The organism is Pseudomonas sp. NFXW11 (assembly GCF_049887815.1).
GTDB lineage: Bacteria > Pseudomonadota > Gammaproteobacteria > Pseudomonadales > Pseudomonadaceae > Aquipseudomonas.
Map to the genome: position 1 here is coordinate 47,109 of NZ_JAGEKI010000006.1, position 25,423 is coordinate 72,531.

Annotated in this window: 27 protein-coding genes; 16 read left to right on the top strand and 11 right to left on the bottom strand. The window is 64.6% G+C overall.

Features of this window, described 5'->3' with window-relative positions; translation table 11 throughout:
* Positions 1–41 precede the first annotated feature (41 nt).
* Together J4P02_RS11240 and J4P02_RS11245 are read right to left on the bottom strand one after the other, a co-directional pair.
* Positions 42–770 (bottom strand): hypothetical protein, encoded by a 729-nt coding sequence (locus J4P02_RS11240; RefSeq protein WP_426190087.1) that lies wholly within the window; start codon positions 768–770, stop codon positions 42–44.
* Between the two features lie 180 nt (positions 771–950).
* Complete coding sequence (locus J4P02_RS11245) at positions 951–1,826, bottom strand: hypothetical protein (RefSeq protein WP_426190089.1); 876 nt, start codon at positions 1,824–1,826, stop codon at positions 951–953.
* A gap of 430 nt (positions 1,827–2,256) precedes the next feature.
* Between J4P02_RS11245 and J4P02_RS11250 the strand changes: the two genes are divergently transcribed.
* Positions 2,257–2,952: a tRNA (adenine(22)-N(1))-methyltransferase gene (locus tag J4P02_RS11250; RefSeq protein WP_426190091.1), complete on the top strand. Its 696-nt coding sequence runs from the start codon at positions 2,257–2,259 to the stop codon at positions 2,950–2,952.
* Between the two features lie 65 nt (positions 2,953–3,017).
* On the opposite strand, the gene J4P02_RS11255 is transcribed toward J4P02_RS11250, so the two are convergent.
* On the bottom strand, positions 3,018–3,572 hold the full coding sequence (locus J4P02_RS11255) for a GNAT family N-acetyltransferase (RefSeq protein WP_426190093.1): 555 nt from the start codon (positions 3,570–3,572) through the stop codon (positions 3,018–3,020).
* Positions 3,573–3,706: 134 nt separating this feature from the next.
* Here J4P02_RS11255 and J4P02_RS11260 point away from each other — a divergent pair, with 134 nt between their 5' ends.
* Complete coding sequence (locus J4P02_RS11260) at positions 3,707–4,534, top strand: helix-turn-helix domain-containing protein (protein WP_426190095.1); 828 nt, start codon at positions 3,707–3,709, stop codon at positions 4,532–4,534.
* Here J4P02_RS11260 and J4P02_RS11265 read toward each other — a convergent pair.
* The gene (locus J4P02_RS11265) at positions 4,531–5,436 is read right to left on the bottom strand and encodes a LysR family transcriptional regulator (protein ID WP_426190097.1); all 906 of its coding nucleotides are present in this window, start codon (positions 5,434–5,436) and stop codon (positions 4,531–4,533) included. The genes J4P02_RS11260 and J4P02_RS11265 overlap by 4 nt on opposite strands.
* Positions 5,437–5,607: 171 nt before the next feature.
* On the opposite strand from J4P02_RS11265, the gene J4P02_RS11270 reads away from it, so the two are divergent.
* Positions 5,608–6,597 (top strand): zinc-dependent alcohol dehydrogenase family protein, encoded by a 990-nt coding sequence (locus J4P02_RS11270; RefSeq protein WP_426190099.1) that lies wholly within the window; start codon positions 5,608–5,610, stop codon positions 6,595–6,597.
* Positions 6,598–6,614: 17 nt separating this feature from the next.
* Here the strand turns inward: J4P02_RS11270 and J4P02_RS11275 are convergent, their stop codons facing one another.
* Positions 6,615–7,061 (bottom strand): hypothetical protein, encoded by a 447-nt coding sequence (locus tag J4P02_RS11275; RefSeq protein ID WP_426190101.1) that lies wholly within the window; start codon positions 7,059–7,061, stop codon positions 6,615–6,617.
* 223 nt (positions 7,062–7,284) lie between these two features.
* Between J4P02_RS11275 and J4P02_RS11280 the strand changes: the two genes are divergently transcribed.
* The 6 genes from J4P02_RS11280 to valS all read left to right on the top strand — a co-directional run bounded on the left by J4P02_RS11280 (position 7,285) and on the right by valS (position 14,501).
* A complete protein-coding gene (locus J4P02_RS11280) occupies positions 7,285–8,142 on the top strand; it encodes a hypothetical protein (protein WP_426190103.1) in 858 nt (285 codons plus the stop codon).
* A 119-nt stretch (positions 8,143–8,261) separates the two neighbouring features.
* A complete protein-coding gene (locus J4P02_RS11285) occupies positions 8,262–9,164 on the top strand; it encodes an AraC family transcriptional regulator N-terminal domain-containing protein (RefSeq protein ID WP_426190105.1) in 903 nt (300 codons plus the stop codon).
* Between the two features lie 346 nt (positions 9,165–9,510).
* Positions 9,511–10,410, top strand: coding sequence for an alpha/beta hydrolase (locus J4P02_RS11290; protein WP_426190107.1), 900 nt, complete (start codon positions 9,511–9,513; stop codon positions 10,408–10,410).
* Between the two features lie 80 nt (positions 10,411–10,490).
* A complete protein-coding gene (locus tag J4P02_RS11295; protein ID WP_426190109.1) occupies positions 10,491–11,423 on the top strand; it encodes an alpha/beta hydrolase in 933 nt (310 codons plus the stop codon).
* A 103-nt stretch (positions 11,424–11,526) separates the two neighbouring features.
* A complete protein-coding gene (locus J4P02_RS11300) occupies positions 11,527–11,814 on the top strand; it encodes a barstar family protein (RefSeq protein ID WP_426190111.1) in 288 nt (95 codons plus the stop codon).
* Between the two features lie 122 nt (positions 11,815–11,936).
* Complete coding sequence (gene valS / locus J4P02_RS11305) at positions 11,937–14,501, top strand: valine--tRNA ligase (RefSeq protein ID WP_426190113.1); 2,565 nt, start codon at positions 11,937–11,939, stop codon at positions 14,499–14,501.
* Positions 14,502–14,575: 74 nt separating this feature from the next.
* On the opposite strand, the gene J4P02_RS11310 is transcribed toward valS, so the two are convergent.
* From J4P02_RS11310 to J4P02_RS11325, 4 genes are all read right to left on the bottom strand, one after another.
* Positions 14,576–15,085, bottom strand: a complete 510-nt coding sequence (locus J4P02_RS11310; protein ID WP_426190115.1) for a ClbS/DfsB family four-helix bundle protein — start codon at positions 15,083–15,085, stop codon at positions 14,576–14,578.
* Between the two features lie 71 nt (positions 15,086–15,156).
* On the bottom strand, positions 15,157–15,951 hold the full coding sequence (locus J4P02_RS11315) for a glycosyltransferase (protein ID WP_426190117.1): 795 nt from the start codon (positions 15,949–15,951) through the stop codon (positions 15,157–15,159).
* A 304-nt stretch (positions 15,952–16,255) separates the two neighbouring features.
* Positions 16,256–17,623: a sensor histidine kinase gene (locus J4P02_RS11320; protein ID WP_426190119.1), complete on the bottom strand. Its 1,368-nt coding sequence runs from the start codon at positions 17,621–17,623 to the stop codon at positions 16,256–16,258.
* Positions 17,601–18,293: a response regulator transcription factor gene (locus J4P02_RS11325; protein WP_426190121.1), complete on the bottom strand. Its 693-nt coding sequence runs from the start codon at positions 18,291–18,293 to the stop codon at positions 17,601–17,603. The genes J4P02_RS11320 and J4P02_RS11325 overlap by 23 nt, the downstream gene beginning before the upstream one ends.
* 147 nt (positions 18,294–18,440) lie before the next feature.
* Here J4P02_RS11325 and J4P02_RS11330 point away from each other — a divergent pair, with 147 nt between their 5' ends.
* Complete coding sequence (locus J4P02_RS11330; RefSeq protein ID WP_426190123.1) at positions 18,441–19,136, top strand: response regulator transcription factor; 696 nt, start codon at positions 18,441–18,443, stop codon at positions 19,134–19,136.
* A 243-nt stretch (positions 19,137–19,379) separates the two neighbouring features.
* Here J4P02_RS11330 and J4P02_RS11335 read toward each other — a convergent pair whose 3' ends face one another.
* Complete coding sequence (locus J4P02_RS11335) at positions 19,380–19,583, bottom strand: co-regulatory protein PtrA N-terminal domain-containing protein (protein ID WP_426190125.1); 204 nt, start codon at positions 19,581–19,583, stop codon at positions 19,380–19,382.
* A gap of 212 nt (positions 19,584–19,795) precedes the next feature.
* Here J4P02_RS11335 and J4P02_RS11340 point away from each other — a divergent pair, with 212 nt between their 5' ends.
* Positions 19,796–20,635, top strand: a complete 840-nt coding sequence (locus J4P02_RS11340; protein WP_426190127.1) for an EcsC family protein — start codon at positions 19,796–19,798, stop codon at positions 20,633–20,635.
* 13 nt (positions 20,636–20,648) lie between these two features.
* Entirely contained in the window at positions 20,649–21,200 is a 552-nt protein-coding gene (locus J4P02_RS11345; protein ID WP_426190129.1) for a GNAT family N-acetyltransferase, read from the top strand.
* 114 nt (positions 21,201–21,314) lie between these two features.
* Here the strand turns inward: J4P02_RS11345 and J4P02_RS11350 are convergent, their stop codons facing one another.
* Complete coding sequence (locus J4P02_RS11350) at positions 21,315–21,905, bottom strand: hypothetical protein (RefSeq protein ID WP_426190131.1); 591 nt, start codon at positions 21,903–21,905, stop codon at positions 21,315–21,317.
* 195 nt (positions 21,906–22,100) lie between these two features.
* Here J4P02_RS11350 and J4P02_RS11355 point away from each other — a divergent pair, with 195 nt between their 5' ends.
* The 4 genes from J4P02_RS11355 to J4P02_RS11370 all read left to right on the top strand — a co-directional run bounded on the left by J4P02_RS11355 (position 22,101) and on the right by J4P02_RS11370 (position 25,391).
* Positions 22,101–23,249: an MBL fold metallo-hydrolase gene (locus J4P02_RS11355; protein WP_426190133.1), complete on the top strand. Its 1,149-nt coding sequence runs from the start codon at positions 22,101–22,103 to the stop codon at positions 23,247–23,249.
* A 173-nt stretch (positions 23,250–23,422) separates the two neighbouring features.
* Positions 23,423–24,211: a hypothetical protein gene (locus tag J4P02_RS11360; RefSeq protein ID WP_426190135.1), complete on the top strand. Its 789-nt coding sequence runs from the start codon at positions 23,423–23,425 to the stop codon at positions 24,209–24,211.
* Between the two features lie 41 nt (positions 24,212–24,252).
* A complete protein-coding gene (locus J4P02_RS11365; protein WP_426190137.1) occupies positions 24,253–24,885 on the top strand; it encodes a DMP19 family protein in 633 nt (210 codons plus the stop codon).
* A gap of 59 nt (positions 24,886–24,944) precedes the next feature.
* Positions 24,945–25,391: an NUDIX hydrolase gene (locus J4P02_RS11370; protein WP_426190139.1), complete on the top strand. Its 447-nt coding sequence runs from the start codon at positions 24,945–24,947 to the stop codon at positions 25,389–25,391.
* The last annotated feature ends 32 nt before the right edge of the window (positions 25,392–25,423 follow it).

The window sequence follows — 25,423 nt, forward strand, 5'->3', positions numbered from 1 at the left end:
GCCCAGGCGGACACGGGTGTTCTTGCGCTACTCAAAGGCCATCAAGAACCCGAGTTGATGATGGTGCCGATGGTCGAACCCGAGCTGACCGGCAACACCGACGGCGTATTGGGGCGATTGGTGATGGCGAAGGTGCTGGGCAGAATCTGCAGGTCGTACTCGATGGTGCTGGAGTTGAACTCGAAGGTACAGCCAGGTGCCGAGACGGTGGCCTGCACATTACCCGACTGCAGGCCTTGCTGCGCAGCGACCAGCAGAATGGTTTCCAGCGGCGTCATGATGATCGAACCCTGGGGGTTCAGGGTGAAGGCACAAAACGGCAGGTAGTTGACTCCCGCTGGCGTACTGACCAAACCCGCCAGGCCGACCGTCAGCGGCGGGGTGCCCGCAGGCCGGTTGTTGAACAGCCCCAGGCTGCCTGCCGGGACATTCTGCACACCGCCAGCGACGAAGCTGCCATCGCTGTTGAAGGTCTGCGCGCTGCCCAGGGGCAGCTGACCGGAGATCGACTGCATCTGGATCGTGGTGTTGGCGGCGATGTTGCTCTGGGTGGTGACATACAGCTTGTATTGTGGCGTGTAGTCGATATCGACCAGGCCGAACATGGTGCCAAAGGGCACCGAGAACCAGGTAGGCACACCGACGGTGAGCTGGTTGGGGCCCACGGCGCCTTTGTAGCCCATCAGGCTGTAGCCCTGGGCCTGCAGCGAGCTGAGCACGGCTTTCTGATCGGCCGAAGTGAAGTCGAAGTCCATAACGAAGGTAGTCATTTTTTCACCTGTTAATCCTTAACGCATTAAAGTTTGCCAGTCGTTCGATCCTTTCGACTGGCTATTTGAACCACAGGTTGGCCGTCGTTGATTGCTGGTCAAGTTCAGTGGCTCGATTTAAAGACTAATGCGGTGCTGGTAATAGGATAAGTATCGATACGGTAACCAGGTGTCATATCGTTATTTGCATTGCTGTTCATGTTTTATGCTTGCTTCGGGAAGCGTTTTTTCTCGGAAGTTGCTCTCGTTAATGCGCAGGAAACTGTGCAATGCCTGGCAAATGGCGGCTGCAAGTTCTTGCGGGTGGGCAAGGGTGATGTTTGCAGTTCGTTGGAACTGCTCGGACCAGACAACGCAGCCGGTTAGCGGGTCGATAAGGCGCACGGAAGTTCTGATGCAGTGCGCATCAACATGCACGCTGCCTTCCAGGCGGTGCCCGACAGCCGCTGGGAAAACCGCTTCCAGAGTTTTACCCGGGCTGTCATGGCGGTCACTTATCGTGGCCGGTTCGACAAATATCTTGCGCCCCAGGTTCTTGTAGAGCTGGTGGGTCAGTTCTGCATTGAGGCCCTGGGTGAAGTATTCCCACGGCACTTGCTGGGATACACATTTGAACGGACAGATAGAAAACCCCGCGGATTGCTGCACGGTATGGGGGCTGGAAGGCTTGTAACGAAACACCGGCATGTAACAGCCCAGGGGAATGACTATTTCCACCCTGGCATTGCACTGCGCGGAGGCGTAGTAGTTCTTCAGTTTGGTGCGCAATCGCCCAACCTGGACCCGGACAATCGGATCATCTCCGGTGCTGTAGGCTAAGGGGTCCTTGTCGAAGACGCCGATGCCGATCGCGTATTCGCTGGTGTCGCGAGCTGAATCCTGAAGCGCCTGTTCGACAAGATAGTTGAGCAAACGGCTCATGCGTGGCGACTTTTTAAAGGCTGTACTGGCTAGAAGTAGTTTCCTGGCGGACTCTACTTCAGCTAAAGCGACCAACTCTTGACCAGGGCGCTTGGTTTTGGGGTCCGGCATGACATCAATTTCCTCTGCATCCATTCATGGAAACCGCGCTGACATGCTGAATGACTCAATCGGATGTTTTCATGGGCAGGCAGTGCCTTCGCCAACGAGTTGATTTAGCCAGTGGCTGCTCAGGTTTTTTGACTGTCGAAGGTGTTTTCTATAGGTCCTGAATTCAACGTGGTTAAACTGTTTTCAATAGCCTAAACCGTGCAACCGCGTTGCTTAAGTATCGTTACCGTAGCGTTCGAATGTTCGCCTTGTTCTCAGGCTTAGTCCGTTGCCGCCGTTATAAGAGATGGCCCGCAAGGGGCGGGAAGTCGCAGTTCGGCCGTATGCCGTAGCCCTCAGCCTGGCACGCACCCGGGACCGCTCGGATAAATTTGAAATGCCCGGCATTGCTCGCCAGAATCGCTGCCGATCTGGCCCCAGGGGGCCGGAGCCTGCTGGTGAAAAGGGGTAGCAGTTGAATCAACAGACATTATCCATGCGCCTTGAGCGCGTGGCGGCGCAGGTTCCGGCCGGGGCGCGGCTGGCCGATATCGGCTCAGACCACGGCTACCTGCCGGTGGCGCTGATGCTGCGTGGCGTGATTGTTAGGGCGGTGGCGGGGGAGGTGGCGCGCACGCCGTTCCAGGCGGCCCAGCGCACGGTGCGCGAGAACCACCTGGACGCGCATATCAGCGTGCGCCTGGCCGATGGCCTGGGGGCTATCGAGGCCGCGGACGGCATCACCGCCATCAGCTTCTGCGGCATGGGTGGCGAAACCATCCGCGACATCCTGCAGCGCGACTGGGCGCGCCTCAGCGGCCGCGAACGGCTGATCCTGCAGCCCAATGGCGGCGAGCGGCCGCTGCGCCAATGGCTGATGGAGCATGGCTACCGCATCCAGCATGAAGAGGTGCTGCGCGAGAACCGTTTCGACTACGAGATCATCGTCGCCGAGCCCGACGGCCCGGTGCGCTACAGCGAGCAGGAACTGTACTTCGGCCCCTTGCAACTGCAGGCCCGCAGCCCGGCCTTCCTGGCCAAGTGGCAGCGCCGGCTGCGGCTCAAACAGCGGACCCTGGGCCAGCTCACCCAGGCCCGCCAGGCCGTGCCCGAGGAGCAAATCCGCGCCCTGGCCGAAGAGGTGCGCTGGATCGACCAGTTGCTGGCCTGATCCCGCTTCAAAAACGACGCACAAGTTCGGGGCCGATCATCAGCATCGACCCCGTTCAGTGGCACCTAGGAATGCGCCCGGCCCTGGCCCTGCAACCATTGTTGGTAACCGATGCGGCTGATGTGCTCGGTGCGATAGTCGTTCATCAAGGGGTTGAACTTGTTTTCCTCGGTGTGGTGGTACTGGAAGCCGCACTTGGCCTGGGCCCGGAACGACTGCTGGTTGTCGCTGTAGTAGCCGCACCACAGGGCCTTCAGTTGCAGGGTGTGGAAGGCATGCTGCATCAGCGCCTGCACCGCTTCCGGAATCAGCCCCAGGCCCCAATAGGGCACGCCGATCCAGTAGGCGACCTCGGCTTCGTCGTCGGCGATGCTGAAGTTGCTGTCCCGGCCCTGTAGCAGGCCGACCATGCCGATGGCGACACCTTCGTCGCGGTGGGTCACGGCATAGACCTCGGGGTGGGCGAAGACGCTGTGGATGATCTCCAGGCTTTGCGCCACGTTGCGGTGCACCGGCCAGCCGGCTCGGGGGCCGACTCTTGGGTCGCTGGCGTAACGATAGAGGCTGGGTGCATCGCTGGCTTGCCAGGGCCGCATGATCAGGCGTTCGCTGCTTAACATAAATACTCTTGGCGGGTTGAATATGACTCGGCCATTGTCGAAAGTGCGGGGCCTGGCGGCAACGCAGGTTTTTGCGCAAAATCGGTGATTTTGAAAACACCCGAGGGGCAGCGATTTGTTCAAGGTCAGGGCCAATGCACAGCGGCTTTAAGCTTCCGGCGAATACTCGCGAGGACTTTTTCATCGGTGGCGGTCGCTTCGCCGAGCCCCAGGAACAGCCCCTGGAGCTGGCCTATGTGGTGCTGCTGATCGGCCAGCGGGGCCGTGCCGAGCTGCAGGTGAACCTGCAGCCGTATCGCCTGGCCAGGGGCGATGTGCTGGTGCTGGCGGAGGACTCCGTGGTACGGGTCAGCAGCCAGTCCGCGGACTTTGCCTGCCACCGCTACCTGCTCGATCGTTCGATGGCCGCGGAGGTGGCGGCGCTGTTGCCCAACAGCCTGTTCGCCTACCTCCATCACTCGCCCCTGTACCCTTCGTCCGGGCCGTTGCGGGGCTTTCTGCGGGCCTGGGAAGCTCAGGCCGCGATGCTCGACGGGCAGGGCGCGGAGTACCGACGGCGGATGCTGATCAACCATCTGCAGAACCTGTTTCTCTGGCTCTGCGCGCACCTGGATCTGGATGCCCGGGCGCAGAACGATTGCAGCCGGCCGGAGGCGCTGTGCTGGAAATTCTGGGAATTGATCGCCCGGCACTGCCGGCAGCAGCGCGACGTGGCCTTCTATGCTGAGCTGCTGCACGTCACCCCCTACTACCTGGCGCAGCAGTCGCGCAAATACTTCAACGATGCACCCAAGACCCTGATCGACCGCCAAGTGGTGCTGGAAATCAAGAAGCAGCTGGCGCAGACCTCGCGCTCGGTGCAGCAGATTGCCGACGACCTGCACTTTGCCGACGCCTCCTACCTGGGCAAGTACTTCAAGCGCCTCACCGGCCAGGGCCTGAGCCAGTACCGCAAGGGCTAGGGCAGGGCAGGCGGATGCCGTTCGCCAAAGGTGGCGCTGGCAAAGTCGAGGAAGCTGCGCAGCTTCGGGGTCAGGCGCCGGTCCGGCGCGTAGAGCAGGTGCATCGGCGAGGGTGGCACTCGGTACTGCGCCAGCAGGTTGACCAGGGTGCCAGCGCGCAAGGCATTGCCCACCAGCTCCAGGGGCTGCAACACCACCCCCAGCCCGGCGATTGCGGCGGCCAGCAACGGGTCGCCCTGATTGATGGTCAATCTGCTTGTAATCGGCACTTCCATCAGCCCCTCGGGGCCTTCGAACTGCCAGTGTGTGCGGCCATCGGCGTAGGCAAAACCCAGGCAGTCGTGCTGCTGCAGATCCCAGGGGCTGGTGAGCGGCGGCCGCCGCGCCAGGTAGGAGGGCGCCGCGCACAGCAGCAACTGGTAGGGCTGCAGGCGCAGCGCCTTGAGGCCGCTGTCGGGCAGCTCGCCAATGCGCAGCACCACGTCGTAGCCGTCCTCCACCAGGTCCACCAGTTCGTTGGACAGGGTCAGGTCCACCGCCACCTGCGGGTACTGGACCATGTACTCCAGCAGCCGCGGGGCCAGGCTGTGCATGCCGAAGGTCACCGGGGCGTTGATGCGCAGGCGCCCGCTGGGTACGCCACGGGTCACCGCCGCGAGGTTCTCGGCGGCCTGCATATCCGCCAGGATCAGCTTGGCCCGCTGGTAGAAGGCGCGGCCGAAATCGGTCAGGCTCTGGCGCCGGGTGGTACGGTTGAGCAGCGATACCCCCAAGTACTGTTCGAGCATCTTCACCTGCTTGCCCACCAGTTGCGGCGACAGCCTGAGCTCGTCGGCGGCGGCGCTGAACGAGCCCAATTCCACGGCCTTGACGAAGGTCGCCATCTGGGTCAATCGGTCCATTACAAACACCCTGTTTCTAGTGTTGGGCCATCCTAGGTCTTTATTCCACGGCTTCCAACGCCTAAATTGCCTGGCATGCCGTCAGCCCCGGCGACTTGCGGGGCGACGCCAGTCCACCCATTTCCGGTCGGCGCTACTTGCGCCCGGCCCCAAGACCCAGAGGTATCGCACATGCCACGCATTGTCAGAATCCATGAATACGGCGACGCCAGCGTCCTCAAGCTGGAGCAACTGGAGGTGCCGGCCCCGGCCCCGGACGAGGTGCAGATCGCGGTCAAGGCCTTTGGCCTGAACCGTGCCGAAGTGATGTTCCGCAATCACGCCTACCTGCAGGAAGCCGAGTTCCCCAGCCGCCTGGGTTATGAAGCGGCGGGGGTGGTGCAGGCCGTGGGCAGCTCGGTGCGTGGCGTGCAACCGGGGGATGCGGTGAGCTTGATTCCGCCCCTGGATATCGCCCGCTGGGGCACCTACGGCGAGCTGGCCAATGTGCCGGGGCACTTGTTGGTCAAGCACCCGGCGGGGTTGTCCTTCGAGCAGGCGGCGGCGTCCTGGATGCAGTACGTTACCGCCTGGGGCGCGTTGATCGATCAGGCGCGGCTCAAGCCGGGGGACTTTGTACTGGTGACCGCGGCTTCCAGCAGCGTTGGCCTGGCGGCCTTGCAGGTTGCGCGCAAAGTAGGCGCCACGGCCATCGCCGTGACTCGTACCCGCAGCAAGCAACAGGCCTTGCTGGATGCCGGCGCGGCCCAGGTGATTGTCAGCGATGAAGAGGACCTGGTGGAGCGGGTGATGGCCCTGACCGCCGGCCAGGGCGCGCGGGTGGTGTTCGACCCGGTGGGTGGCCCGGCTTTCGATGCGCTGACCCGCAGCATGGCCCGTGGCGGCATTCTGCTGGAATACGGTGCGCTGAGCCCGGAACCGACGCCATTCCCGCTGTTCACCGTGCTGGGCAAGAGCCTGACCCTCAAGGGCTATCTCTACGCGGAAATCGTCGCCGACTCCGAAGCCCTGGAGCGGGCCAAGGCCTTTATCCTCGATGGCCTGGAATCGGGGGCGCTGCGCCCGATCATCGCCAAGACCTTCCCCCTGGAGCAGATCCAGGAGGCGCACCGTTACCTGGAAGCCAACCAGCAGGTTGGCAAGGTGGTGGTCAGCGTCTGACCCTTAATAGTCCGGCGCTACCCCGGGAGACCGGGCCCGCGCCGGACCGGATAGGTCTGGCCGCTGATGAACAAGGTGCTGCCCTGCAGGCTGATGCTGGCAATGTCGTTGATCACCGCCTTGACCTGTGGGGAGTAGGGGAACAGCGAAAAGAACAGCTCGAAATACAGGTAGTCCTTGATCAACAGTACGGCCACTGGCCCGTGCTCCTGGCACAGCTCGTCGAAGCTCGGGTAGTCGAGGGCGGCCAGCTCGGGGATATCGACATAACCTTGAGCCAGGTCGTCGCAGCGGCATTCAGCGATAAAGATATCCGCGAGCATGACGAAGTCCGGGCTCAGCTCGCTGACCTCCAGGCTCAGTTCATAGGGGTTTGCCACGCCCTTCAGGGTTTCGCCGAAGCCCAGCTCGCGGCAGGCGACCGCATAGGGGGGGAGGCTGTTGCCGGCGCAGATGAATTTCACCCTGTGCATTTCCTTTTGCTGTGATGGCGAGCGCTCGCCGGAATGACCTCAGAAGCGGCTGCTTGCGGCGCCAGGCGCGGATGCTAGCCGGTTCGCCGGGGCAGGGTCCAGAGGCTTTGGGACGGCATCAGCCTTCGCTGCGATAGCCATGGGCCAGCGGATTGTCGCAGGCAAAACCCTGCCGATATGATGCGTGACCGTTACTCACAGGGAAGTTGCAACGATGAAGCAGAGGATCAACCGCGCGGCACTCTCCGAGACCGGGATGGGCCCGCTGCTGGCGTGCCTGGCGCTTGCCGCAGCGGCCTGCATGGCGCCCGCGCAAGCCCAGGCCGCCGCGCCCATACCGCCGGGAGCGGTGCTGGCGGTGATGCAGAATGTCGAGGTGCCCGACCAGCAGGATGAGGTGCAATTGGAGGACGGCGTCACCGCCACCTTCTGGTATGGCCGGGAACTGGATTTCCAGGGCAAGCACTACTATTCGGCGTTTGTCTGGCACACCCGCGACGCCGCTGCCCGCCAGGGCGAGGATTTCGCCGCGCCCGAGGTCCAGGTGCGCCTGGCCGAGGCGACCTTCGAACGCACCCACCCGGGCCAGACCCAGGCCTATACCTTGCGCAATATCGAGCACCGGATCGGCTTCTTCGGTGGCCGGGAAAAGCCCGAGGAAGTGGACCTCCAGCGCCCGCCCCTGGAACACACCACCGCCGATGGACGCCTGCTGCTGGCGGTGCCCACCGCCACCTTCGACAGCGGGGTGACCACCCGCGGCTATACCCTGTTCCTGTTCAACCCGAACAAGCAGCCCGAGGACGATGGCTGGGTCTGGTCCTTTGTCGGCCAACTGCGCACCGGCGAGGAAAACTCGGCGGCCTGTGACGGCGGCGCCGTGATGACCTGCGCCGACAGCGACGGCGTGCTGCACTTCAGCCCCGGCCAGGGCGCCATGCCCCAGGTCACGGTGCAGGTCAGCGGCACCGTGGTCCAGGCTCCGGGCAAGGTTCGGCCGCTGGTGACGGCTGATAACTACAGCTATGTCTACGACCAGGCCAAGGGGCAGTACATCAACCGCGCCGAGTGACGGGCAGGGTGGTTGCCGGGCATTGCCACTCAGGGCAGTGCCTGGCGTCAGTTGCGCTTGAAGAGCAGCGCCGCCTGCCGCCACAATCGCCCAACATTCAATCGCCCGGCCCCAGCCCCATGCCTCAGTCTCCCGATGCCTCCCGACTGGCCGCCCTGGCCGACCTGATCAGCCGCCACACCAGGGCTTCCGGGGATTTCGTCAGCGCAGTGCCGCACCTTTCGCTGCACCGGCGCACAGCGGCCACGGCGCCCATTCCCTGCATCTACAGCCTGGGCCTGGGGGTGATCGCCCAGGGCGGCAAACAGGTGATGCTGCAGGATGCGGTGCTCGACTATCGGGCCGGGCAGGGCATGCTCACCAGCATCGACCAGCCGGTGGTGGCGCGGGTGTCCCAGGGCTCTGTGGCCGAGCCGTTCCTGGCCCTGATGCTGACCCTGGACATGCACCAGATCCTCGACGTCGCTGCGCAGTTGCCGGCGCCAGCGCCCGCTCCGGCCGGTGCCTACCAGACGGTCGTGGTCGAAGAGCTGGAGCCGGGCCTGCTGGGTGCCCTGGAGCGGCTGGTGGGCCTGCTCGACGAGCCGGCACTGATTCCCCAGTTGGCGCCGCTGATCCAGCGAGAGATCGTCGTGCGCCTGCTGGCCGGGCGACACAGCCTGGCCTTGCAGCAATTGCTGGCGGTGGGCTCGCCTACCCAGCAAATCTTCAAGAGCGTGGCCTGGCTCAAGCAGAACTACACCCAGCCGCTGCGCATCGATGACCTGGCACAGCAGGCGCATATGAGCCCGTCCAGTTTCCGCCAGCATTTCCGTGCCATCACCGGCGCCAGCCCCTTGCAGTTCCACAAACAGCTGCGCTTGCAGGAAGCCCGGCAGCTGATGCTCAACCAGCACCTGGACGCCGGTCGCGCGGCCGGGCTGGTGGGCTATGAAAGTGCCTCACAGTTCAGTCGCGAATACAGCCGGGTATTCGGCGCGCCGCCGCAACGGGATATCCGCCGTATGCGCCAGGCGGGCTGACGCTTCGCCACTGTTGTTGGAACAGGCAAACTCATATCGACACTGCTGCAAGCCACGACTGCTCTTGGTGACGCTTGCGGCTGCCCATCAGCGCTTGTTGCGTGTTGGTTGCAAGGCACCCAACCGACGGCCGGCAGGCATTTCAAGCAATGTGCATGAACCGCGGAACAGGCAAGTTTGAGCTTGGAATAGGCAAGGTTCCGGTGCGCTGCTTTTCTATACTTGTGCTCAATGACGAAGCGGGCTCCCGGCCGGTTTCGTTACCTGCAGCGTGCAGCAACGGTGGTTCGGGCCTACTTCCCGGGTTGTCCGTGGCGCATCACCGGCTACGAGTGGAGAGCAGATCATGCAAAAAGTGCATTTCAACAATCGCCAGATCCAGATGGCTGGCCATCTCTATACCCCCGCCGACTTCGACGGGCGGCGGCAGTATCCGGCGATCATCAGCGTGCACCCCGGTGGCGGGGTCAAGGAGCAGACCGCCGGCACCTACGCCAGGCGCCTGGCCGAGCAGGGCTTCGTGACCCTGGCTTTCGATGCCTCCTATCAGGGCGAGAGTGGCGGCCAGCCGCATTTTCTCGACGAGCCGATGAACCGCGTGGCGGATATCTACAGCGCCGTCGACTACCTGACCACCCTGGGCTTTGTCGATGCCGGACGTATCGGCGTACTGGGCATCTGCGCCGGTGGCGGCTTTGCCGCGAAGGCGGCCTCGGTGGACCGGCGGATCAAGGCACTGGCCACGGCCAGCGCGGTGAATGTCGGCGCCGCCACCCGCAAGGGCTGGGAGGGCCAGGGTTCGATCAACGACCTGTTGCCGGTGCTCGATGCCCTGGCCGCCCAGCGCAGCGCCGAGGCCGGCGGTGCCGAGGCGGCGTACGCGCCCTATGTTCCGCAACTGGGCGACAGCAGCGCGCCCCGTGACCTGCAGGAAGCCGCCGACTACTACCTCACCGCTCGGGCCCGGCACCCCAATGCGCAGAACAAGATGCTGATGAATGGCCTCGGCGCCTGGGTGGCCTTCGACGCCTTCGACCTGGTGGAGCAACTGCTGAGCCAGCCAACCCTGGTGATTGCCGGCAGCGCCGCGGGCTCCCTGTGGCACAGCCAGGAACTGCATGCCAAGGCCCAGGGCCCCAAGCAGCTGTTCATCATCGAGGGCGCGGCCCATATGGACCTCTATGACGGCCCGCAGGTGGATATCGCCCTGGACAAGCTCGGCCCTTTCTTCAGGCTGCACCTGTAACGCACCTATCTGCCGGGTGATCCACGCCCCCGCAAGCCCGTCACTGCCAGCGGCCAAGGGCCGCCAGAGGAGCACGCCCCATGAGCATCAGCATCCAGCACGTCACTTATCCGAACCTGGGTTGGGACAGCGCAGCGGATATCTACCTGCCTGCCGATTTCGACCCGAATCGACGCTACCCGGCCATTGTCAGCACCCATCCCATCGGCAGTTGCAAGGAGCAGACCTCCGGTAATGTCTACGCCGCCGGGCTGGCCCGGGCCGGCTTTGTCGCCATCGCCTTCGACGCCAGCTTCCAGGGCGCCAGCGGCGGCCAGCCACGCTTTATCGAAGACCCGGCGATGCGCGTCTCGGATATCCGCTTCGCCATCGACTACCTGCAGACCCTGCCTTATGTCGATCCCCAGCGCATCGGTGCCATCGGCGTCTGCGGTGGCGGTGCCTACACCATCCACGCCGCCATGACCGACTACCGGATCAAGGCCCTGGTTTCCATCACCGGGGTCAACTTCGGTCGCCTGATTCGCGAAGGCTTCAGCAACTTCGACCCCGTCGCCGCCCTGCAGGCCATGGCTGCCCAGCGCGGCGCCGAAGCCCAGGGCGGGGCGCGCCAGGTGATCAACTACCTGCCGCCATCCGTGGTCGAAGCGCAGCAGAGTGGCATCAGCGATATCGATGTGCTGGAAGCCACCGACTACTACAAATCGCCCCGTGGCCAGAGCGCCAATGGCGCCACCAGCGGGCTGTTTTCCTTCAACAGCGCGGCGTTCGGCTGGGATGCTTTCCTCCAGGCCGAGGTGCTGCTGACCCAGCCGCTGATGGTGGTGGTCGGCGACAAGCCGGGCGGCTTCGGCGCCTATCGCGATGGCTGTGAAATCTATGGCCGTGCAGCGTCCAGGGACAAGCACCTGGTGGTGGCAGAAGGCTGGTCGCACTACGACCTGTACGACCGTACTGAGCCCGTGGCGCTGGCCATGGAGCGCCTGGTGCCGTTCTTCAAACAGCATCTGTGAGAGGGTGCAGCGGCGGCGCCAGCCCTGGCGCCGCCGCTGCTCTGCAAGCCCCAGGGCTTGGGTTATGCTGTGCGCCGCCGACCCCGACCCAAGGCCGTGACACATGACCCGCCTGCAGTGCCTGAATATCGATTTGCAGCACATCAACGACCCGCAGCAACTGCAGCGACTGCTGCGTGACGCCTTGAATTTTCCCGACAGCTACGGCTGCAACTGGGATGCTTTCTGGGATGCCATCAGCGGCCTGGTGGAGCTGCCCCGGCAGTTGCGCTTGCAGGGCTGGGCAGCCTTCGCCCAGCGCTTGCCGGACCAGGCCCTACAGCTCGAGCGCAGCCTTGAACGCTTGCGCCGCGACTACCCCGAGTGGGCGACGCAGCTCAGCTTCGAGTGAGCAGCGAAGCCGTTGCGCAGTGCCTCGATGGGGCTGACACCCACACGCTAGAGAGGGATTTACTAATGCCCGGCCTTGCTCTATAAATCTGTTCCTCGGCGCCGATATTGCGGCGCCCCTTGGTGATTACAGGAGGAAGCTATGTCACCGTTAAACGTGAAAGCCTGACGCACAACCCCACCGCCACACCCTCGCTCGAACACCTCGAAACACGCTGGTCCCAGCGCTGGCTGGAGCAAGGCACCTACGCCTTCGACCGCAGTGCCCCACGGCACGCCATCTACTCCATTGACACACCGCCCCCCACGGCCTCGGGCTCGTTGCATATGGGCCATGTGTTCAGCTACACCCACAGCGATATCATCGCGCGCTTCCAGCGCATGTGCGGCAAGAGCCTGTTCTACCCCATGGGTTGGGACGACAACGGCCTGCCCACCGAACGCCGGGTCGAGAACTACTACGGCGTGCGCTGCGATCCGCAACAGGCCTATGACCCAGAGTTCCAGCCACCTTCGGCGGTGGCCGAGCGCCGCGCCGATTATCTGGCCATCAGCCGGCGCAACTTTATCGAGCTGTGCCACCAACTGACCGCCATCGATGAGCAGGCCTTTCGCCGGCTGTTCATGCAGTTGGGGTTGTCGGTGGACTGGAGCCTGACCTACGCCACCATCGGTGAGCGTGCGCAGCGGGTCAGCCAGCGTGCCTTGCTGCGCAACTACCGTCGCGGCGAGCTGTACAGCCAGCAGGCCCCATGCCTGTGGGACCTGAGCTTCCAGACTGCCGTGGCCCAGGCCGAGCTGGAGGAGCGGGAAGTGCCGGGGGCTTACCACGACCTGCTGTTCCAGGGCCTGGAGGGTGCCGACCTGAGCATCGCCACCACGCGCCCGGAACTGCTGGCGGCCTGCGTCGCGCTGGTGGCGCACCCGGACGATCCGCGCTACCAAGCGCGCTTCGGCCAGCGTCTGCGCTCGCCCTTGTTCGAGGTCGAAGTGCCGCTGCTGGCCCATGCCCTGGCCGACCCGCAGAAAGGCACCGGGCTGGCGATGGTCTGTACCTTTGGCGACCTGAGCGATGTGCTCTGGTGGCGCGAGTTGCAGTTGCCCACCCGGGCGATCATCGGCCAGGACGGGCGCCTGCTGGCGCAGACCCCGGAGTGGCTGAGCACCCCGGCCGCGCGCCGCGCCTACCAGGCCCTGGCCGGCAGCCGCCTGCCCCGGGCGCGCCAGTTGCTGCTGCCATTGCTGCGCGATTGCGGCGCCTTGCTTGGCGAACCGCGGCCGATTCGCCACGGGGTGAAGTTCTTCGAGAAGGGCGACCAGCCCCTGGAAATCATCGCCACTCGCCAGTGGTACCTGTGCAATGGCGGGCGCGACGCCGGGCTGCGCGGGCAACTGCTGGAGCGCGGCCGGGCCCTGGAGTGGTACCCGGCCCATATGCGCAGCCGCTACGAGCACTGGGTGGGCGGCCTGAACGGCGACTGGCTGATCAGCCGCCAGCGGGTTTTTGGCGTACCGCTGCCGTTCTGGTATCCCCTGGATGCCCAGGGCGAAGCGGACTACGAACGGCCGATTGTCGCCGATGAAGCGACGCTGCCGGTGGACCCGAGCCAGGACACGCCACCGGGTTACCGAGGGGAGCAACGTGGCCAGCCCCTGGGCTTTATCGGTGAGCAGGACATCATGGACACCTGGGCCACCAGTTCCCTGACCCCGCAGATCGCCGCCGGCTGGGAAGAACCCGAGGACCTGATGCCGCGCGTCTACCCCATGGACCTGCGGCCCCAAGGCCACGACATCATTCGCACCTGGCTGTTCTCGACCCTGGTGCGCAGCCACTGTGAACACGCCGCCGTACCCTGGCGCCAGGCGCTGCTGTCGGGCTGGATCCTCGATCCGGACCGCAAGAAGATGTCCAAGTCCCGGGGCAATGTGGTCACCCCGCAAGCCCTGCTGGAGCAATACGGCAGCGATGCGGTGCGCTACTGGGCGGCTCTTGGGCGCCCCGGCAGCGATACCGCATTCGACGAGCAGCAGATGAAGGTCGGGCGGCGCTTGACCCTCAAGCTGTTCAACCTGTCGAAGCTGGTGCTCGGCCTGCCGGGAGAGATGGCCGGGCCGGTGGACGAGCCCCTGGACCAGGCCATGCTGCAGCGCCTGGGGGCACTCAGCGGGGCTGCCCGAATGGCCCTGGAGCAGCATGACTACAGCAGCGCGCTGATGCGCATCGAGGCGTTCTTCTGGTGGTTCTGCGATGACTATGTGGAGCTGGTCAAGCGCCGTGCCTATCGGGAGGAGGGGCATTCGGCACGCAATGCCCTGGCCCGCGCCCTGCATGTGCTGCAGCGGCTGTTCGCGCCTTTTCTGCCCTTTGTCTGCGAAGAACTCTGGCATGCCTGGCAGCCGGGTTCGGTGCACCAGGCGCCCTGGCCCGAGGGTGATCCGGCGCAGGACTTGGTCGAGCCCTGGCTGGAGGCGCTCAGCGCTGTGCTGGCGGCGTTGCGCAAGGCCAAGAGCGATGCGCGGCAGTCGCTCAAGGCCGCGGTCGAGCGGCTCGAGGTGGAGCACCAGGCGCCGATCCTGAGGCACCTGGAGACGGTCCGCCAAGACCTTGCCGAAACCGGGCAGGTGGCGCAGTTGGTGTTGATCGAGGCTGAGGGGTTTGCGGCGCGGGTCTGGTTGCAGAGCTGAGCCGCAGAAGGTCCCTGGCCGCGGCACCGATCCTGGTGTCGCGGCCTTGCAGGAAGGGGCTTGTCGGGTGCCGATCAGGGGTTTTCATGCTTGAGCCCCTGGCGCAGGCGTTGTCGGGCATTGGCATAGGGGGCGGCGGTGTTGAGCTGGACCATGCGCCCCAAGGTCCACTTGCCATACCAGGGGCGTTCATAAAGCGCGGCATTGTCCCGCAGGCGCAGGTGCGCCACGATCTGCTCCTTGACCTGGTGCAGGCGCTCCAGCCGTTGCCGGTAGTCGAGAGCGGCATAGGCAAGGTAGAACTTCTGCGCCAGCCGGCCGAGTTCATTCCACTTGAAACCGGCGGCGGGAAACGCCATCGGCTCGCCGCGGGCATCCTTGTCCAGCCAGTCCAGTACCCGTTCATTCCAGCCCAGCAGGTAGGCCAGCAGGTCGGCAATGCCAATCTGCGAGCCCTTGACATGGCCCTCCAGGCGACAGCTGTCGATGCGCCCTGGGGGAACGGCCTGCAGCGCCTGGGTCAGTGCCGCAAAGTTTTGTTCGATGGCCTGCAGCAGCTGCTCCTGATCTTGCGGTATCGCCATGTGGGTGCTCCTTTTACGCACAGGTGCCCAGTGTCGCAGCACCTTGGCCCTGGGCCCTTGCCCTGGCTCAATCAGCGCGGCAGTGCCTGCAGCTCGCCGGTGATCTGCTGGTACATCTTCTGCCGTCGATGATTCGTGGAATAACCACCCTGGGCGGACACCGTGCCGCTTTGGATGTGGTCCAGGTAGGTGAACAGCTTGCGTGGCGAGATCAGGCGGATCGGGTGTTGCAACGCGCTGAGCCGGTCTTGCAGCTCGTAGCCGGGGTTGCGCTGGTCCATTTGCAAATGCAGCCCATAGTCCTTGATCAGGCGAGCGTTCCATAGCGTGCAGAAACTCTTCAGGTGGGTTTCCTTGTAGGGCTTGGGCGCGCGCGCGGGCAGTCCCAGGGCGCGCCGGCTACGGCGGCTGTAATGTTTGCAGCACCGGGACACCCGGCGCCACAGCGAGCGCAGCAGGCCGCGGTCGAGTTGTTCCAGGCAGCCGACGGCGGCGACCTCGGGTTGCCCGGCGCAGTGCTCGAGCAGCAGCGAGAACACCCGCGGATCGTAGATAAAGGTGTCGCTGTGCAACAGCAGCAGGTAGGGGGTCTGGACTTGTTCCAACGCCAGGTCCAGGGCCCGGCCGTGGGCGACATGGCCGGCCTCGGGGGCGCTGGGGCGACGTTCGATCAGGCGGATCCAGCTCAGGCTGCGCAGGTAGTCGAGGCTGGCGTCGCGTGAGTCGTTGTCGATCACGAAGACCGGCACTTCGCGGCCTTGCAGGGCCCGCTGCAGCAGTTCCAGGCAGGTCCTGGTCAGCTCCAGGGATTTGTAGTTGACCAGGGCGATGCTGAAGTCGGGCTGGCGGGAGGCGGATGGGCTCATGCTCGGTCTGCTCTGTGTGGGTCGAGAGTTGGCGCGGTGCGGGCCTGTGTCGTGGGTTGCCGACAGCAGGCGCAGCGCTGCGAATTGAGGTCGATTGTGCGCAAGGCAAACTTTCAGCCGCTTCCCCGCCGGTTAAATTTTCTGACAGGTTTGCCGCTTGGCCCGAGGCCTGAAGGCTGCGGTCAGCCGCGTTGGCTGGCGGGGCGGATATGGAAGGGGTTAGGCCGGCACCAGGAGCTGGCGCTCTCGGTTGCCAGTGCACGGCCTCGGGGACCGTGCGCTGCGAGGTCATACCGGAGAGGGCTCAGGCGCCCTGGAGCGCACCGCTCAGCTGTACTTGGCAGCCGGGGTGGGCGTCGCTGATCTGCAAGCGCATCTCGTGCAGGCGAGCCACTGCGGAAACCATGCTCAGGCCCAGGCCGTTGCCGGGGGTATGGCGGCTGGATTCGCCGCGATAGAGGCGGCGCAATACCGCTTCACGTTCCGCCTCGGGAATGCCCGGGCCCTGGTCGCGGATGCTCAGGGTGCAGTGCTGCTCGCGGGTGCTGATGCTCACCGTGACCGTGCTCTGCTCGGGAGAAAACTTGATGGCGTTGTCCAGCAGGTTGCAGGTGGCGTCGAACAGCAACTGGGCGTCGCCCAGCAGCCTGCAGGCGTCCGCGCTGGGGTGGAACGCCAGGCCGATGCCACGCTCCTGCGCCAGTGGCTCGAACAGCTCCACGGCATCCGCGGCGATCTGGTTGAAGTCCACCGGGGTGAAATGACTGCGCCGGGCGCTGCCCTCGATTTCCGAGATGCGCAGCAGTGCGCTGAAGGTCTGCATCAGCCCCTTGGCTTCGCCCAGAGCGGTGTCGATGGTGGCGCCACAGGCCTGGGGTGACAGGCTGCGGCGCTGGGCCCGTTCCAGCCCGGCGATCAATCGGGTCAGCGGGGTTCTCAGGTCGTGGGCAATATCGTCGCAAACCCCCTTGACCTCGCTCATCAAGCGTTCGAGGGCGTCGAGCATGCCGTTCACCACCTCGGCGATACGGTCGATATCGTCATTGTTGCCACGGGTGGGCAGGCGCCCGCTGAGGTCGCCCTCGACGATCTTGCGGATCGAGCGGCTCAGTACCTCCAGGCGTCGGCGCGCGGACAGGCCCAGGGCAATGGCGCCCAGCAAACCCACCAGCAACAGCAGTGAACCGCCGGAAATCAGCGCGTTGACCAGCAGTTCGTCGAACTCGCGAATGTCGTGGATATCCTGGCCCAGCAACAGGGTGCCGCCATCGTCCAGCCGGCGCAGCAGGTAGCGGATCGGCCGATCATGGCCGTGGCTCTTGTCCCAGATGAACTCCGCGGGCTTATCGTCAGCGCCCGAGGCGGGCAGTTGCCGGATCGCCCCTGCCAGCGGGTTGCCGCTGGCGTCGAACAGGCCCTGCGGGTGCCGACCTTCGGGGTCCTGGGCTGCGTGCTCGAGCATTTCCTGGTGGCGCAAGGCCGGTGCCTGGGCGCTCTGGCGCTCGACCTCGTGGTACAGGGCGGTGTCGACTTCGGCCAGCAGATAGCCGGTGGTCTGCCAGTAGATGTAGCCGAACAATGCGAAGAACGAACAGCCGAACAGGGCCAGGAACAGCAGCGCGGTGCGGAAGCTGGTGGTGCGTGGAATCTCACTCAGGCGCACGTAGGACATAACCCGACCCCCGGATGGTGTGCAGCATCGGCGTATCGCCCTCGGCATCGATCTTGTGGCGCAGGCGCCCGATATGCACATCGATCACGTTGGTGCGCTCGTCATAGCTGTAGTTCCACACGGCCTCGAACAGCATGGTGCGGGTGACGACCTGCCCGGCATGCTGCGCCAGGTATTCCAGCAGCGCGTATTCGCGGGGCAGCAGCTCGACCTTGCGTTCGCCACGGCGCACCGTACGCCGCAGCAGGTCGATGTCCAGGTTGCCAACCCGCAGTCGGTTGTCGACTTCCACCGTGCCGGCTGGCGCCCGGCGTCGGCACAGGGCATCCAGCCGGGCGGTGAGTTCGATGAACTCGAAGGGCTTGGTCAGGTAGTCGTCGCCGCCGGCGCGCAGCCCGCGCACCCGTTCGTCCAGGGCACCCAAGGCACTGAGAATCAGCACCGGGGTGTGGTTGCCAGAAGCGCGCAGGGCGGTGAGCATGCCCAGGCCGTCGAGGGCGCCGGGCAGCATGCGGTCCAGAACGATGACGTCGAAAGGCTCGCTGATGGCGTTCAACAGGCCGTCGCGGCCGTTGTCCACCCGGGTCACGGCAAAGCCGTGATCCTGCAAGGCGGCCTCGATCTCCCGGGCCGTGACAGGATCATCTTCAATAACCAGTACGTGGCTCATAGGTGTGCTTGACTGTTTCGCCGATGAAAAAACAGGGCGCCCGCGCGCGTTGGCGGTGGCGTTGGTGGCATAGTGTGCCGGCTCGATTTTTACACTGGGCTGCCGGCAAGATGAACAAAAGTTTAATTCACGGGCTGTGAGGTCAAGGTGCGAATTCTGCTGGTGGAGGATGATGCGCGTAGCGCCGCCTACCTGTCGCGCGGCTTGAGCGAGAGCGGGCATGTGGTGGACACCACCGCAGACGGTCGTGACGGGCTGGCCATGGCGCAGGAGGGGATATACGACGCGCTGATCGTCGACCGCTGCCTGCCGGGGATGGATGGCCTGGCGCTGGTGCGCGAGATGCGCCGCAGCGGCGTGCCGACCCCGGTGCTGATGCTCAGTGCGCTGGCCTCGACCCGCCAGCGCGTCGAGGGTTTGCAGGCCGGTTGTGACGACTACCTGGGCAAGCCCTATGCCTTTGTCGAAGTGCTGGCGCGGCTCGAGGCCCTGATGCGTGGCCGCGACCCGCGCCCGGGCACGTCGGGCCTGTTGCGCGTGGGTGGGCTAGCGCTGGACAGCGCCGCACGTTCCCTCAGCCGCCAGGGGCGCAGTGTCAGCCTGGCGCCGCGTGAGGCCCTGATCGTGGAAAAGCTCATGCGCCATCATGGCCAGGTGGTGACCCGTGCCATGTTGTTGGAAAGTGCCTGGGACTATGAGTTCGACCCCAACGACAACGTCATCGACAAGCATATCTATCGCTTGCGGCGCAAACTGCAAGAGGGTTTTGGCCTGCCACTGATCGTCACTGTCCCGGGCGCCGGTTATTGCCTGGTGGAGGAAAGCAGCACGCCCGGAGCATAGGGGCGGGTGTTGCATGCCGTTGTCAGCGTGCGGTGCTGATGGCAGCACTCGGGCTGGCGGAACACTCCGCCACCCGGGGCCTGGGTCGTGAATTTCGACCCGCTGGACAGTCCCGTTGCACCACGGCGAGCCGGCGACTGGGTGGGTGCATCCTTGCGGCAGTGGGCCCGGCGAGTGGGCATGGGCTTACAGTCCATGCCTGCGCTGCTGGCTGCCAAACACTGGGTGCAAGTGCCCTTGGCCTCAGTTCGAGCGCGCGCTATCACTGGCCGCCGCCTTCTGGTTGCTGGCAACAGCCGTGGCCTGTTGTGCCTGCTCCTGGTGGGTTGCCGACGATGCTCTGGCTGCTTCCATCCGTGCCATCACGGTGTCGCCACCGCCTTCGGCCAGGGCGGCCACCGAAGCGCTCATCAGGGTCAGAAGCAAAAGGGATTTGAGGGTATTCATGGTCAGTCTCCGTGAGTCGGTGTTGGCCGGCGCCGGTAGGGCGGGCTTGGGCTGATACTGACGTGCAGGGCCTGGCAAGCGGTTCCCCGGTGCATGAACTTTTTGACATCCTGGGTTGCGCGTGGGGCGAGTGGCTCGACATGGACAGTTTTCAGCGCGGCCTAAACCCTTTAACTTGCAGGCCTTGAACGGTGCACTGCGCAGGTAAGCTTGTGAATATCAAAGACCACCCCCAGGACTATCAGGACCTCAAGCGCGCCGTCGGCCTGCTGGAGTCGCCGGCGTTGACGGCGCGGCTGTCCGGGCTGATCGGCTCGCCGGTGGAGACCGCGATCAAGGCCCTGCCTGATGTGGTGGCCAAGAAGATCAACGGCGCAGTGGCGGCGGCCCTGCACAGCTCGGCCGATGCCGCGCTGTGGAGCCTGGACAACAGCCCGAAGAAACCCGCATCGACCTGGTTGCACAAGGCCTATGCCGCCACCTCGGGGGCGCTGGGTGGGGCCTTCGGTTTTGCCACGCTGTTTATCGAGCTGCCGATTTCCACCACCATCATGATGCGCTCGGTGGCCGATGTGGCCCGCAGCGAAGGCTTCGACCTCAGGGATTTCGCCACCAAGCAGGCCTGCATCGAGGTGTTCGCCATGGGCGGCAACAGCCAGGCCGACGGCGCCACGGAAACCGGTTACTACATCACCCGCAGCTTCACCACCCAGGCCATGCAGCAGCTGTCCAAGGAGCTGGCGGCGATGGCCGCCAAGCAGGGTGCCGGAGCGCTCGGCAGCCTGTCGCCGGGGCAACTGGGCAAGTGGCTGGCGCTGCTCATCGAGAAGGTCGCGACGCGCTTTGGCGTGACCATCTCCGCCAAGTTCGCGGCCCAGGCGGTGCCGGTGATCGGCGCCGTGACCGGCGCTGCGATCAATGCGCTGTTCACCGATTTCTACCAGGACATGGCCCGCGGGCATTTCATCGTCAAGCGCCTGGAGCAGCAGTACGGCTATGAGCAGATCAAGGACGAATATGCGCACATCATGGGCAAGCAGCGGGCAGGCTAGGGCGGCTATCGACATGAGTGACTTTCCCGTGCTGCGCACCCCGCGCCTGATCCTCAGGGAGCTGGGCCCGGCCGATGTCCCGGCGCTGTTCGCGATTCACAGTGATGCCCAGGCCATGCAGTGGTTTGGCACCGAGCCGATCACCGACTATCAACAGGCCGAGCAACTGCTGGCGCTGTTCGCCAGCTGGCGAACCCTGGCCAACCCCGGCACCCGCTGGGGCATCGAGCGCCACGATCAACCGGGCCTGCTGGGCACCTGTGGCCTGTTCAAATGGCATCGGCAGTGGCGCAGCTGCGCCGTCGGCTTCGAACTGGCGAAGTCGGCGCAGGGCCAGGGGCTGATGGGGGAGGCGCTGCAAGCCATTGTCGGTTGGGGCTTTGCCCATATGGCGCTGAACCGCATCGAGGCACAGGTGCATCCGCAGAACCTGGCGTCCCTGAAGCTGCTGGAGCGGCAGGGGTTTGTGCGCGAAGGGGTTGCACGGCAAGCGGGGTATTGGCTGGGTGCCCATCATGATCTGGTGCAGTACTCGTTGTTGCGGGCGGAGTTTTGCGCCAGGTGATGGGCGGCTAAGACCTCTCGCGCTGGGGCAGGTCTTGCAGCACTGCACTATGTGCGCCCGGGCAGGCAATGCAGGCGTTGGTGGCAGCGGCCTTGCAGAAGGAGGAAGGGGCGATCACTGCAGTCTGGCACGCAATGCCTTGAGGGCGGCGTCCTGGTACCAGGTCTCCACCCCTATGGCAAACGCCCCGGCCGCTTCAGGCACCATCTCCACCTGGGTCGCGATGTTCTGCTGCCCGAGCAGTCGCTGTACCGCTTCAAGGTGCCGGCGCAGGCCTGTGAGCCAGTGGCGCTGCTCGGCGCACAGCATGCGGATGACCTCGGGGTAGGAGCAGCCGAGCTTGCGTCGCAGATTGATCATCGCCGGCTTGTCGTCGCGGCCGAATGCGGGGGTCAGCACATAGCACTGGCCTGCCGCGGCGCGCAGGTCGTACTTGTCTTGCAGGTAGTCTTCAACACTGAAGCAGTTGGCGACCGTCTCGATTTCACCGCTGTGCACATTGACCAGGTGGGCACTGACGCCGACATAGCAGTACTGTGTCATGCCGCGCAGCACATAGTCTTCGCTGTTGCTGCACACCGCCCAGTAATCGCCATGGGCGGTCAGCTCGCAAGACTGGATGGCAAAGCGTTCCGGCTGGCCATCGCGGAGGGTGCCGTCATGCATGGCGAGTACCAGGCTGCAGGCCTGCTGTGGAGATAACATCGGGGCATGATCCTTTGCGGTGGATACCGTGGTGGTTTTCGTCCTGCTGTATACCTTGTTGCGCTTCCCCGTGCCATCAGGGTTCTCGGTACTCATCGATGTTGACCCGGCTGCGGCTACAGAAATACTCGGCCGACAGTGGCGCAAAGCGGATTTCTTGACTGAACTAGGCCCAGGTTTCAGGAGCGAAATCCCATGCCATGGATGACCCTATTGGTTTCACCCATCGATCGACCATCAGCGCCAGCCACTGCTCACTCTCCCCATTGGGGGCGGGCCAAGGGGGTGCTGCTGGCCGGGCTGATGCTGTTGGCCGGCTGCACCCAGGATGCCCAGCGCATCGGACTCAAGGTCAGCGACGAGCATGGCCTGCAAGAACCCAGGATCGAGTTTCTCGGCGTTGGCGGCTGGCTGTTGCACTGGCGGGGCGAATCCTTGCTGCTGGCGCCGTCCTTCAGCAACCCGGCACTGTTGGGTGTCGAGGGCCTGCCGCCGCTGGGGGTGGCCGTCGATGCGCAGAAGATCGACCGCTACATGCCCGAGGCCGCCGACGTGAGCATGCTGCTGGTGGGCCATGCGCACTACGATCACCTGATGGACGTGTCGCGGGTGATGCAGGTGCACACGCCCAGGGCCAAGGTCTACGGCAACCAGACCGTGGGCCATGTCCTGCGGGCGCAACTGCCGGCCGAGCGGATCGTGGTGCCCAGTATCGACCAGCTGTCCCATCACCGTGACCCCGCCTACCGCGGGACCTGGTTCTATTCTTCCGGCGAGCAGGTTCGCGATGGCGCCGTCAGTTGGCCCTCCGGTCACCCGGCGACCGGACGGATCAGGGCCATGCCGCTGCACAGCATGCATGCCGGGCATATCTTTCGGACCAACCTGATTCCCGGGGCTTACGGCCATGATCTTGAGCAACTGCCGAGCCACACCCTGGACTGGAAGCCCGGTTACCCGACCCTGGCCTGGGTCATCGACCTGCTGGGCGATGATGGCCGGCCTGTGTACCGTATTCACTACCAGGACAGCGCCTCAGACCCGCCCTTCGGTTTTCCGCCGATGATCGCCGACGCCAAGGCGTTTGACGTGGCGATTATCTGCGCCGCCAGCCGGGATCAGGTGTCGCTCTATCCCCAGGCGCTGCTCAAGGTGCTCAAGCCCAGGCTGGTGCTGGTGGGGCATTGGGAAAACTTCTTCGGCAACGACCCGACCGCCGCCCCGCGGACCCTGCCGCTGCAAACCCCGCTGGGCCTGATCAAGGACCTGGAAACCATGTTTCCCGAAATCCGCGTGGTGCTGCCCAAGCCGCTTTCGCAGGTGCAGCTGCCGGCGGCGCAGTGAGTGACGCTAAGTGGTCCTGGCGGTGACGCTCCACAGCTGTTTGCCGGTGCATGCGCCATCCTCATTCGCGGCCTGGGGCTGGCGCCATCCAGTGCTGGATCGACAGGCCGCAGTGCTGTAGAAAGCCTCGATCATTCAGCCCGCTTCACTGTGCCTGTCCAGGATGGAACCCGATGCCGCGCAATGCCGAACTTCGCTTGTTTGCCGTACCGCTGTGCGCTGCGCTGGTGTATGCGCTGATCAAGGGGCTGGTCAACGGTTGGGCGGCCTCGCAGCTGTTCTCCGGCTTTCTGTTTGGCAGTGTGATCGCCATGCTCCTGGGCATTCCGCTGTTGCTGTGGGGTGACCGGCGTTGCCCCGGGGCCCCTTGGCGCCATCTCGGCAGCAGCCTGTTGCAGGCCCTGGTGGCCGGGCTGCTGTTGGGGCCTTCGCCCCGGCACTTGCTGCTGGCGTTGCTCGGCGGCTTGGCACTCGGGGCCCTGTCGAGCCTGGTGCTGCGTGGCATCGAGCGCTTGCCTGCACCGCCTGATCACGGCCAGTCCCGAGGCTGGGGGCGGCTGCTGGCGGTGCCGCTGTCCGGGGCGCTGACCTTGGGCGCAGTGGCAGTGGCGCTGTATCCCAAGGGTTCGGAAAGCCTGCCGGTGCTGTTGATGGGCGGGATGGTCGGCGCCTGGATCGGCATGCTGGTCGGTTGGCCGATGCTCTGGCTGGTGGAGCGCTTGTTCGCCACGCGCTGGCGCTATGTGCTCGGCGGTGGCCTGAGTGGCCTGCTGATCTGGCTGCTGAGCGGGGCGCCGGGGTTGTATATTCACTCCCTGAAAGGGGCCAGCGGGCTGGACTACTGGATCCCCTTGCTCAATCGCGGGGTGTTTCCGTTCCTGCTGCTCGGGCTGCTGGGCGGGTTGCTGTTCAGCCTCTTCAACGAAATTCGCCGGCGTCCCCGCCTGGCCAACCACCACTAGATAAGGCTTGGGTCGATGCCTTTGCCTGAAGGTCTTGCTTGATGAACCTGAGCCCCATCATCCACGTCAGTTTTGACGATGAAATGCTTTGCCTGGGTTGGGCCGACGGCTTGCAGCTGCGTCAGCCCCTGACCCGTCACCGCCAGCTGCAAGAGGCCACGCCCGAGCAGCGTGCGGGTTTTCTCATCGATCGCCGAGGCCGCTCCGTGTCCTGGCCGGAGCTGGGTGAAGCGGCGGCCGACGTCGATGCCATCGATTGGATCTGGGATTCGCTGTGCAACGAATCCATGAGCCGCTTGCAGGCCCTGGACTGGCAACTGGAGTCATTGCCGGCAGACGATCAAGCCATAGTCGCGCTCTGGCGCCTGGAGGCGGACGGCTACAACGGCGGTTTTCTGCAGTTCTTCTGCAATTGGGGCGAACAGACCTGCGGCTTGGCGCTCGATACCCTGCAGGCCATAGGCGCGCGCGGCGCCCGGGCGCTGGTCAGCCGCCAGCGGCGGTTGATCGAGCACCTTGTGGATCATCCGCAACTGGAGCAGCGCTGGGACATTCCCGGGCTGTTGAGCGACGAGCAGCATGAACTGATCAGCGGCGAGCTGGATGAGCAACTGTGGAAGGCGATGGAGGAGATTCCGGCGTTGGCGGTGAAGTACTTTTACCTTGGCGAGTAAGCCTGCAGTCGTGCTCTAATCCCGCGCCTTTTTTCCCGCTAAATGGACGTTCCCGGATCATGCCTGAACCCCGTATTCGCGCCCTTGCGCTCTGTGTCTTCCATCACCAGGGCAAGATCCTGGTCAATCAATTCCTCGATGCCGACACCCAGCAGCTGCTGTTTCGCCCCCTTGGCGGCGGCATCGACTTTGGCGAGCACAGCGCCCAGGCGATTGTCCGGGAAGTGCAGGAGGAACTGGGCCAGTCGATCAACAGCCTGCGCCTGATCGGCACCCTGGAAAGCCTGTTTACCTTCGCCGGCAAACCCGGCCATGAGCTGGTTCAGGTGTACGACGCGCGCTTCGACGATGAGAGCCTCTACCTGCGGGCCCAGCTCGATGCCGCGGAAAGCGATGGCGCGCCCTTCGTGGCCCGCTGGCATGACAGCAGCAGCTTTACCGAGCAAACGCCGCTGGTGCCTGCGGGGTTGGAAGGGTTGCTGAGGCAGGCCGGGTTGCTGGGTTGAAGCGGCTGGTGCCGCTCGCTAGCATGCCGGGC

Bases quoted from the DNA above. Each gene is read 5' to 3' on its own strand.
- J4P02_RS11240 (WP_426190087.1), bottom strand. From the start codon at position 770: ATGACTACCTTCGTTATGGACTTCGACTTCACTTCGGCCGATCAGAAA.
- J4P02_RS11245 (WP_426190089.1), bottom strand. From the start codon at position 1,826: ATGGATGCAGAGGAAATTGATGTCATGCCGGACCCCAAAACCAAGCGC.
- J4P02_RS11255 (WP_426190093.1), bottom strand. From the start codon at position 3,572: ATGTTAAGCAGCGAACGCCTGATCATGCGGCCCTGGCAAGCCAGCGAT.
- J4P02_RS11260 (WP_426190095.1), top strand. From the start codon at position 3,707: ATGCACAGCGGCTTTAAGCTTCCGGCGAATACTCGCGAGGACTTTTTC.
- J4P02_RS11265 (WP_426190097.1), bottom strand. From the start codon at position 5,436: ATGGACCGATTGACCCAGATGGCGACCTTCGTCAAGGCCGTGGAATTG.
- J4P02_RS11270 (WP_426190099.1), top strand. From the start codon at position 5,608: ATGCCACGCATTGTCAGAATCCATGAATACGGCGACGCCAGCGTCCTC.
- J4P02_RS11280 (WP_426190103.1), top strand. From the start codon at position 7,285: ATGAAGCAGAGGATCAACCGCGCGGCACTCTCCGAGACCGGGATGGGC.
- J4P02_RS11285 (WP_426190105.1), top strand. From the start codon at position 8,262: ATGCCTCAGTCTCCCGATGCCTCCCGACTGGCCGCCCTGGCCGACCTG.
- J4P02_RS11290 (WP_426190107.1), top strand. From the start codon at position 9,511: ATGCAAAAAGTGCATTTCAACAATCGCCAGATCCAGATGGCTGGCCAT.
- J4P02_RS11295 (WP_426190109.1), top strand. From the start codon at position 10,491: ATGAGCATCAGCATCCAGCACGTCACTTATCCGAACCTGGGTTGGGAC.
- J4P02_RS11300 (WP_426190111.1), top strand. From the start codon at position 11,527: ATGACCCGCCTGCAGTGCCTGAATATCGATTTGCAGCACATCAACGAC.
- J4P02_RS11310 (WP_426190115.1), bottom strand. From the start codon at position 15,085: ATGGCGATACCGCAAGATCAGGAGCAGCTGCTGCAGGCCATCGAACAA.
- J4P02_RS11315 (WP_426190117.1), bottom strand. From the start codon at position 15,951: ATGAGCCCATCCGCCTCCCGCCAGCCCGACTTCAGCATCGCCCTGGTC.
- J4P02_RS11320 (WP_426190119.1), bottom strand. From the start codon at position 17,623: ATGTCCTACGTGCGCCTGAGTGAGATTCCACGCACCACCAGCTTCCGC.
- J4P02_RS11325 (WP_426190121.1), bottom strand. From the start codon at position 18,293: ATGAGCCACGTACTGGTTATTGAAGATGATCCTGTCACGGCCCGGGAG.
- J4P02_RS11335 (WP_426190125.1), bottom strand. From the start codon at position 19,583: ATGAATACCCTCAAATCCCTTTTGCTTCTGACCCTGATGAGCGCTTCG.
- J4P02_RS11345 (WP_426190129.1), top strand. From the start codon at position 20,649: ATGAGTGACTTTCCCGTGCTGCGCACCCCGCGCCTGATCCTCAGGGAG.
- J4P02_RS11350 (WP_426190131.1), bottom strand. From the start codon at position 21,905: ATGTTATCTCCACAGCAGGCCTGCAGCCTGGTACTCGCCATGCATGAC.
- J4P02_RS11355 (WP_426190133.1), top strand. From the start codon at position 22,101: ATGCCATGGATGACCCTATTGGTTTCACCCATCGATCGACCATCAGCG.
- J4P02_RS11360 (WP_426190135.1), top strand. From the start codon at position 23,423: ATGCCGCGCAATGCCGAACTTCGCTTGTTTGCCGTACCGCTGTGCGCT.
- J4P02_RS11365 (WP_426190137.1), top strand. From the start codon at position 24,253: ATGAACCTGAGCCCCATCATCCACGTCAGTTTTGACGATGAAATGCTT.
- J4P02_RS11370 (WP_426190139.1), top strand. From the start codon at position 24,945: ATGCCTGAACCCCGTATTCGCGCCCTTGCGCTCTGTGTCTTCCATCAC.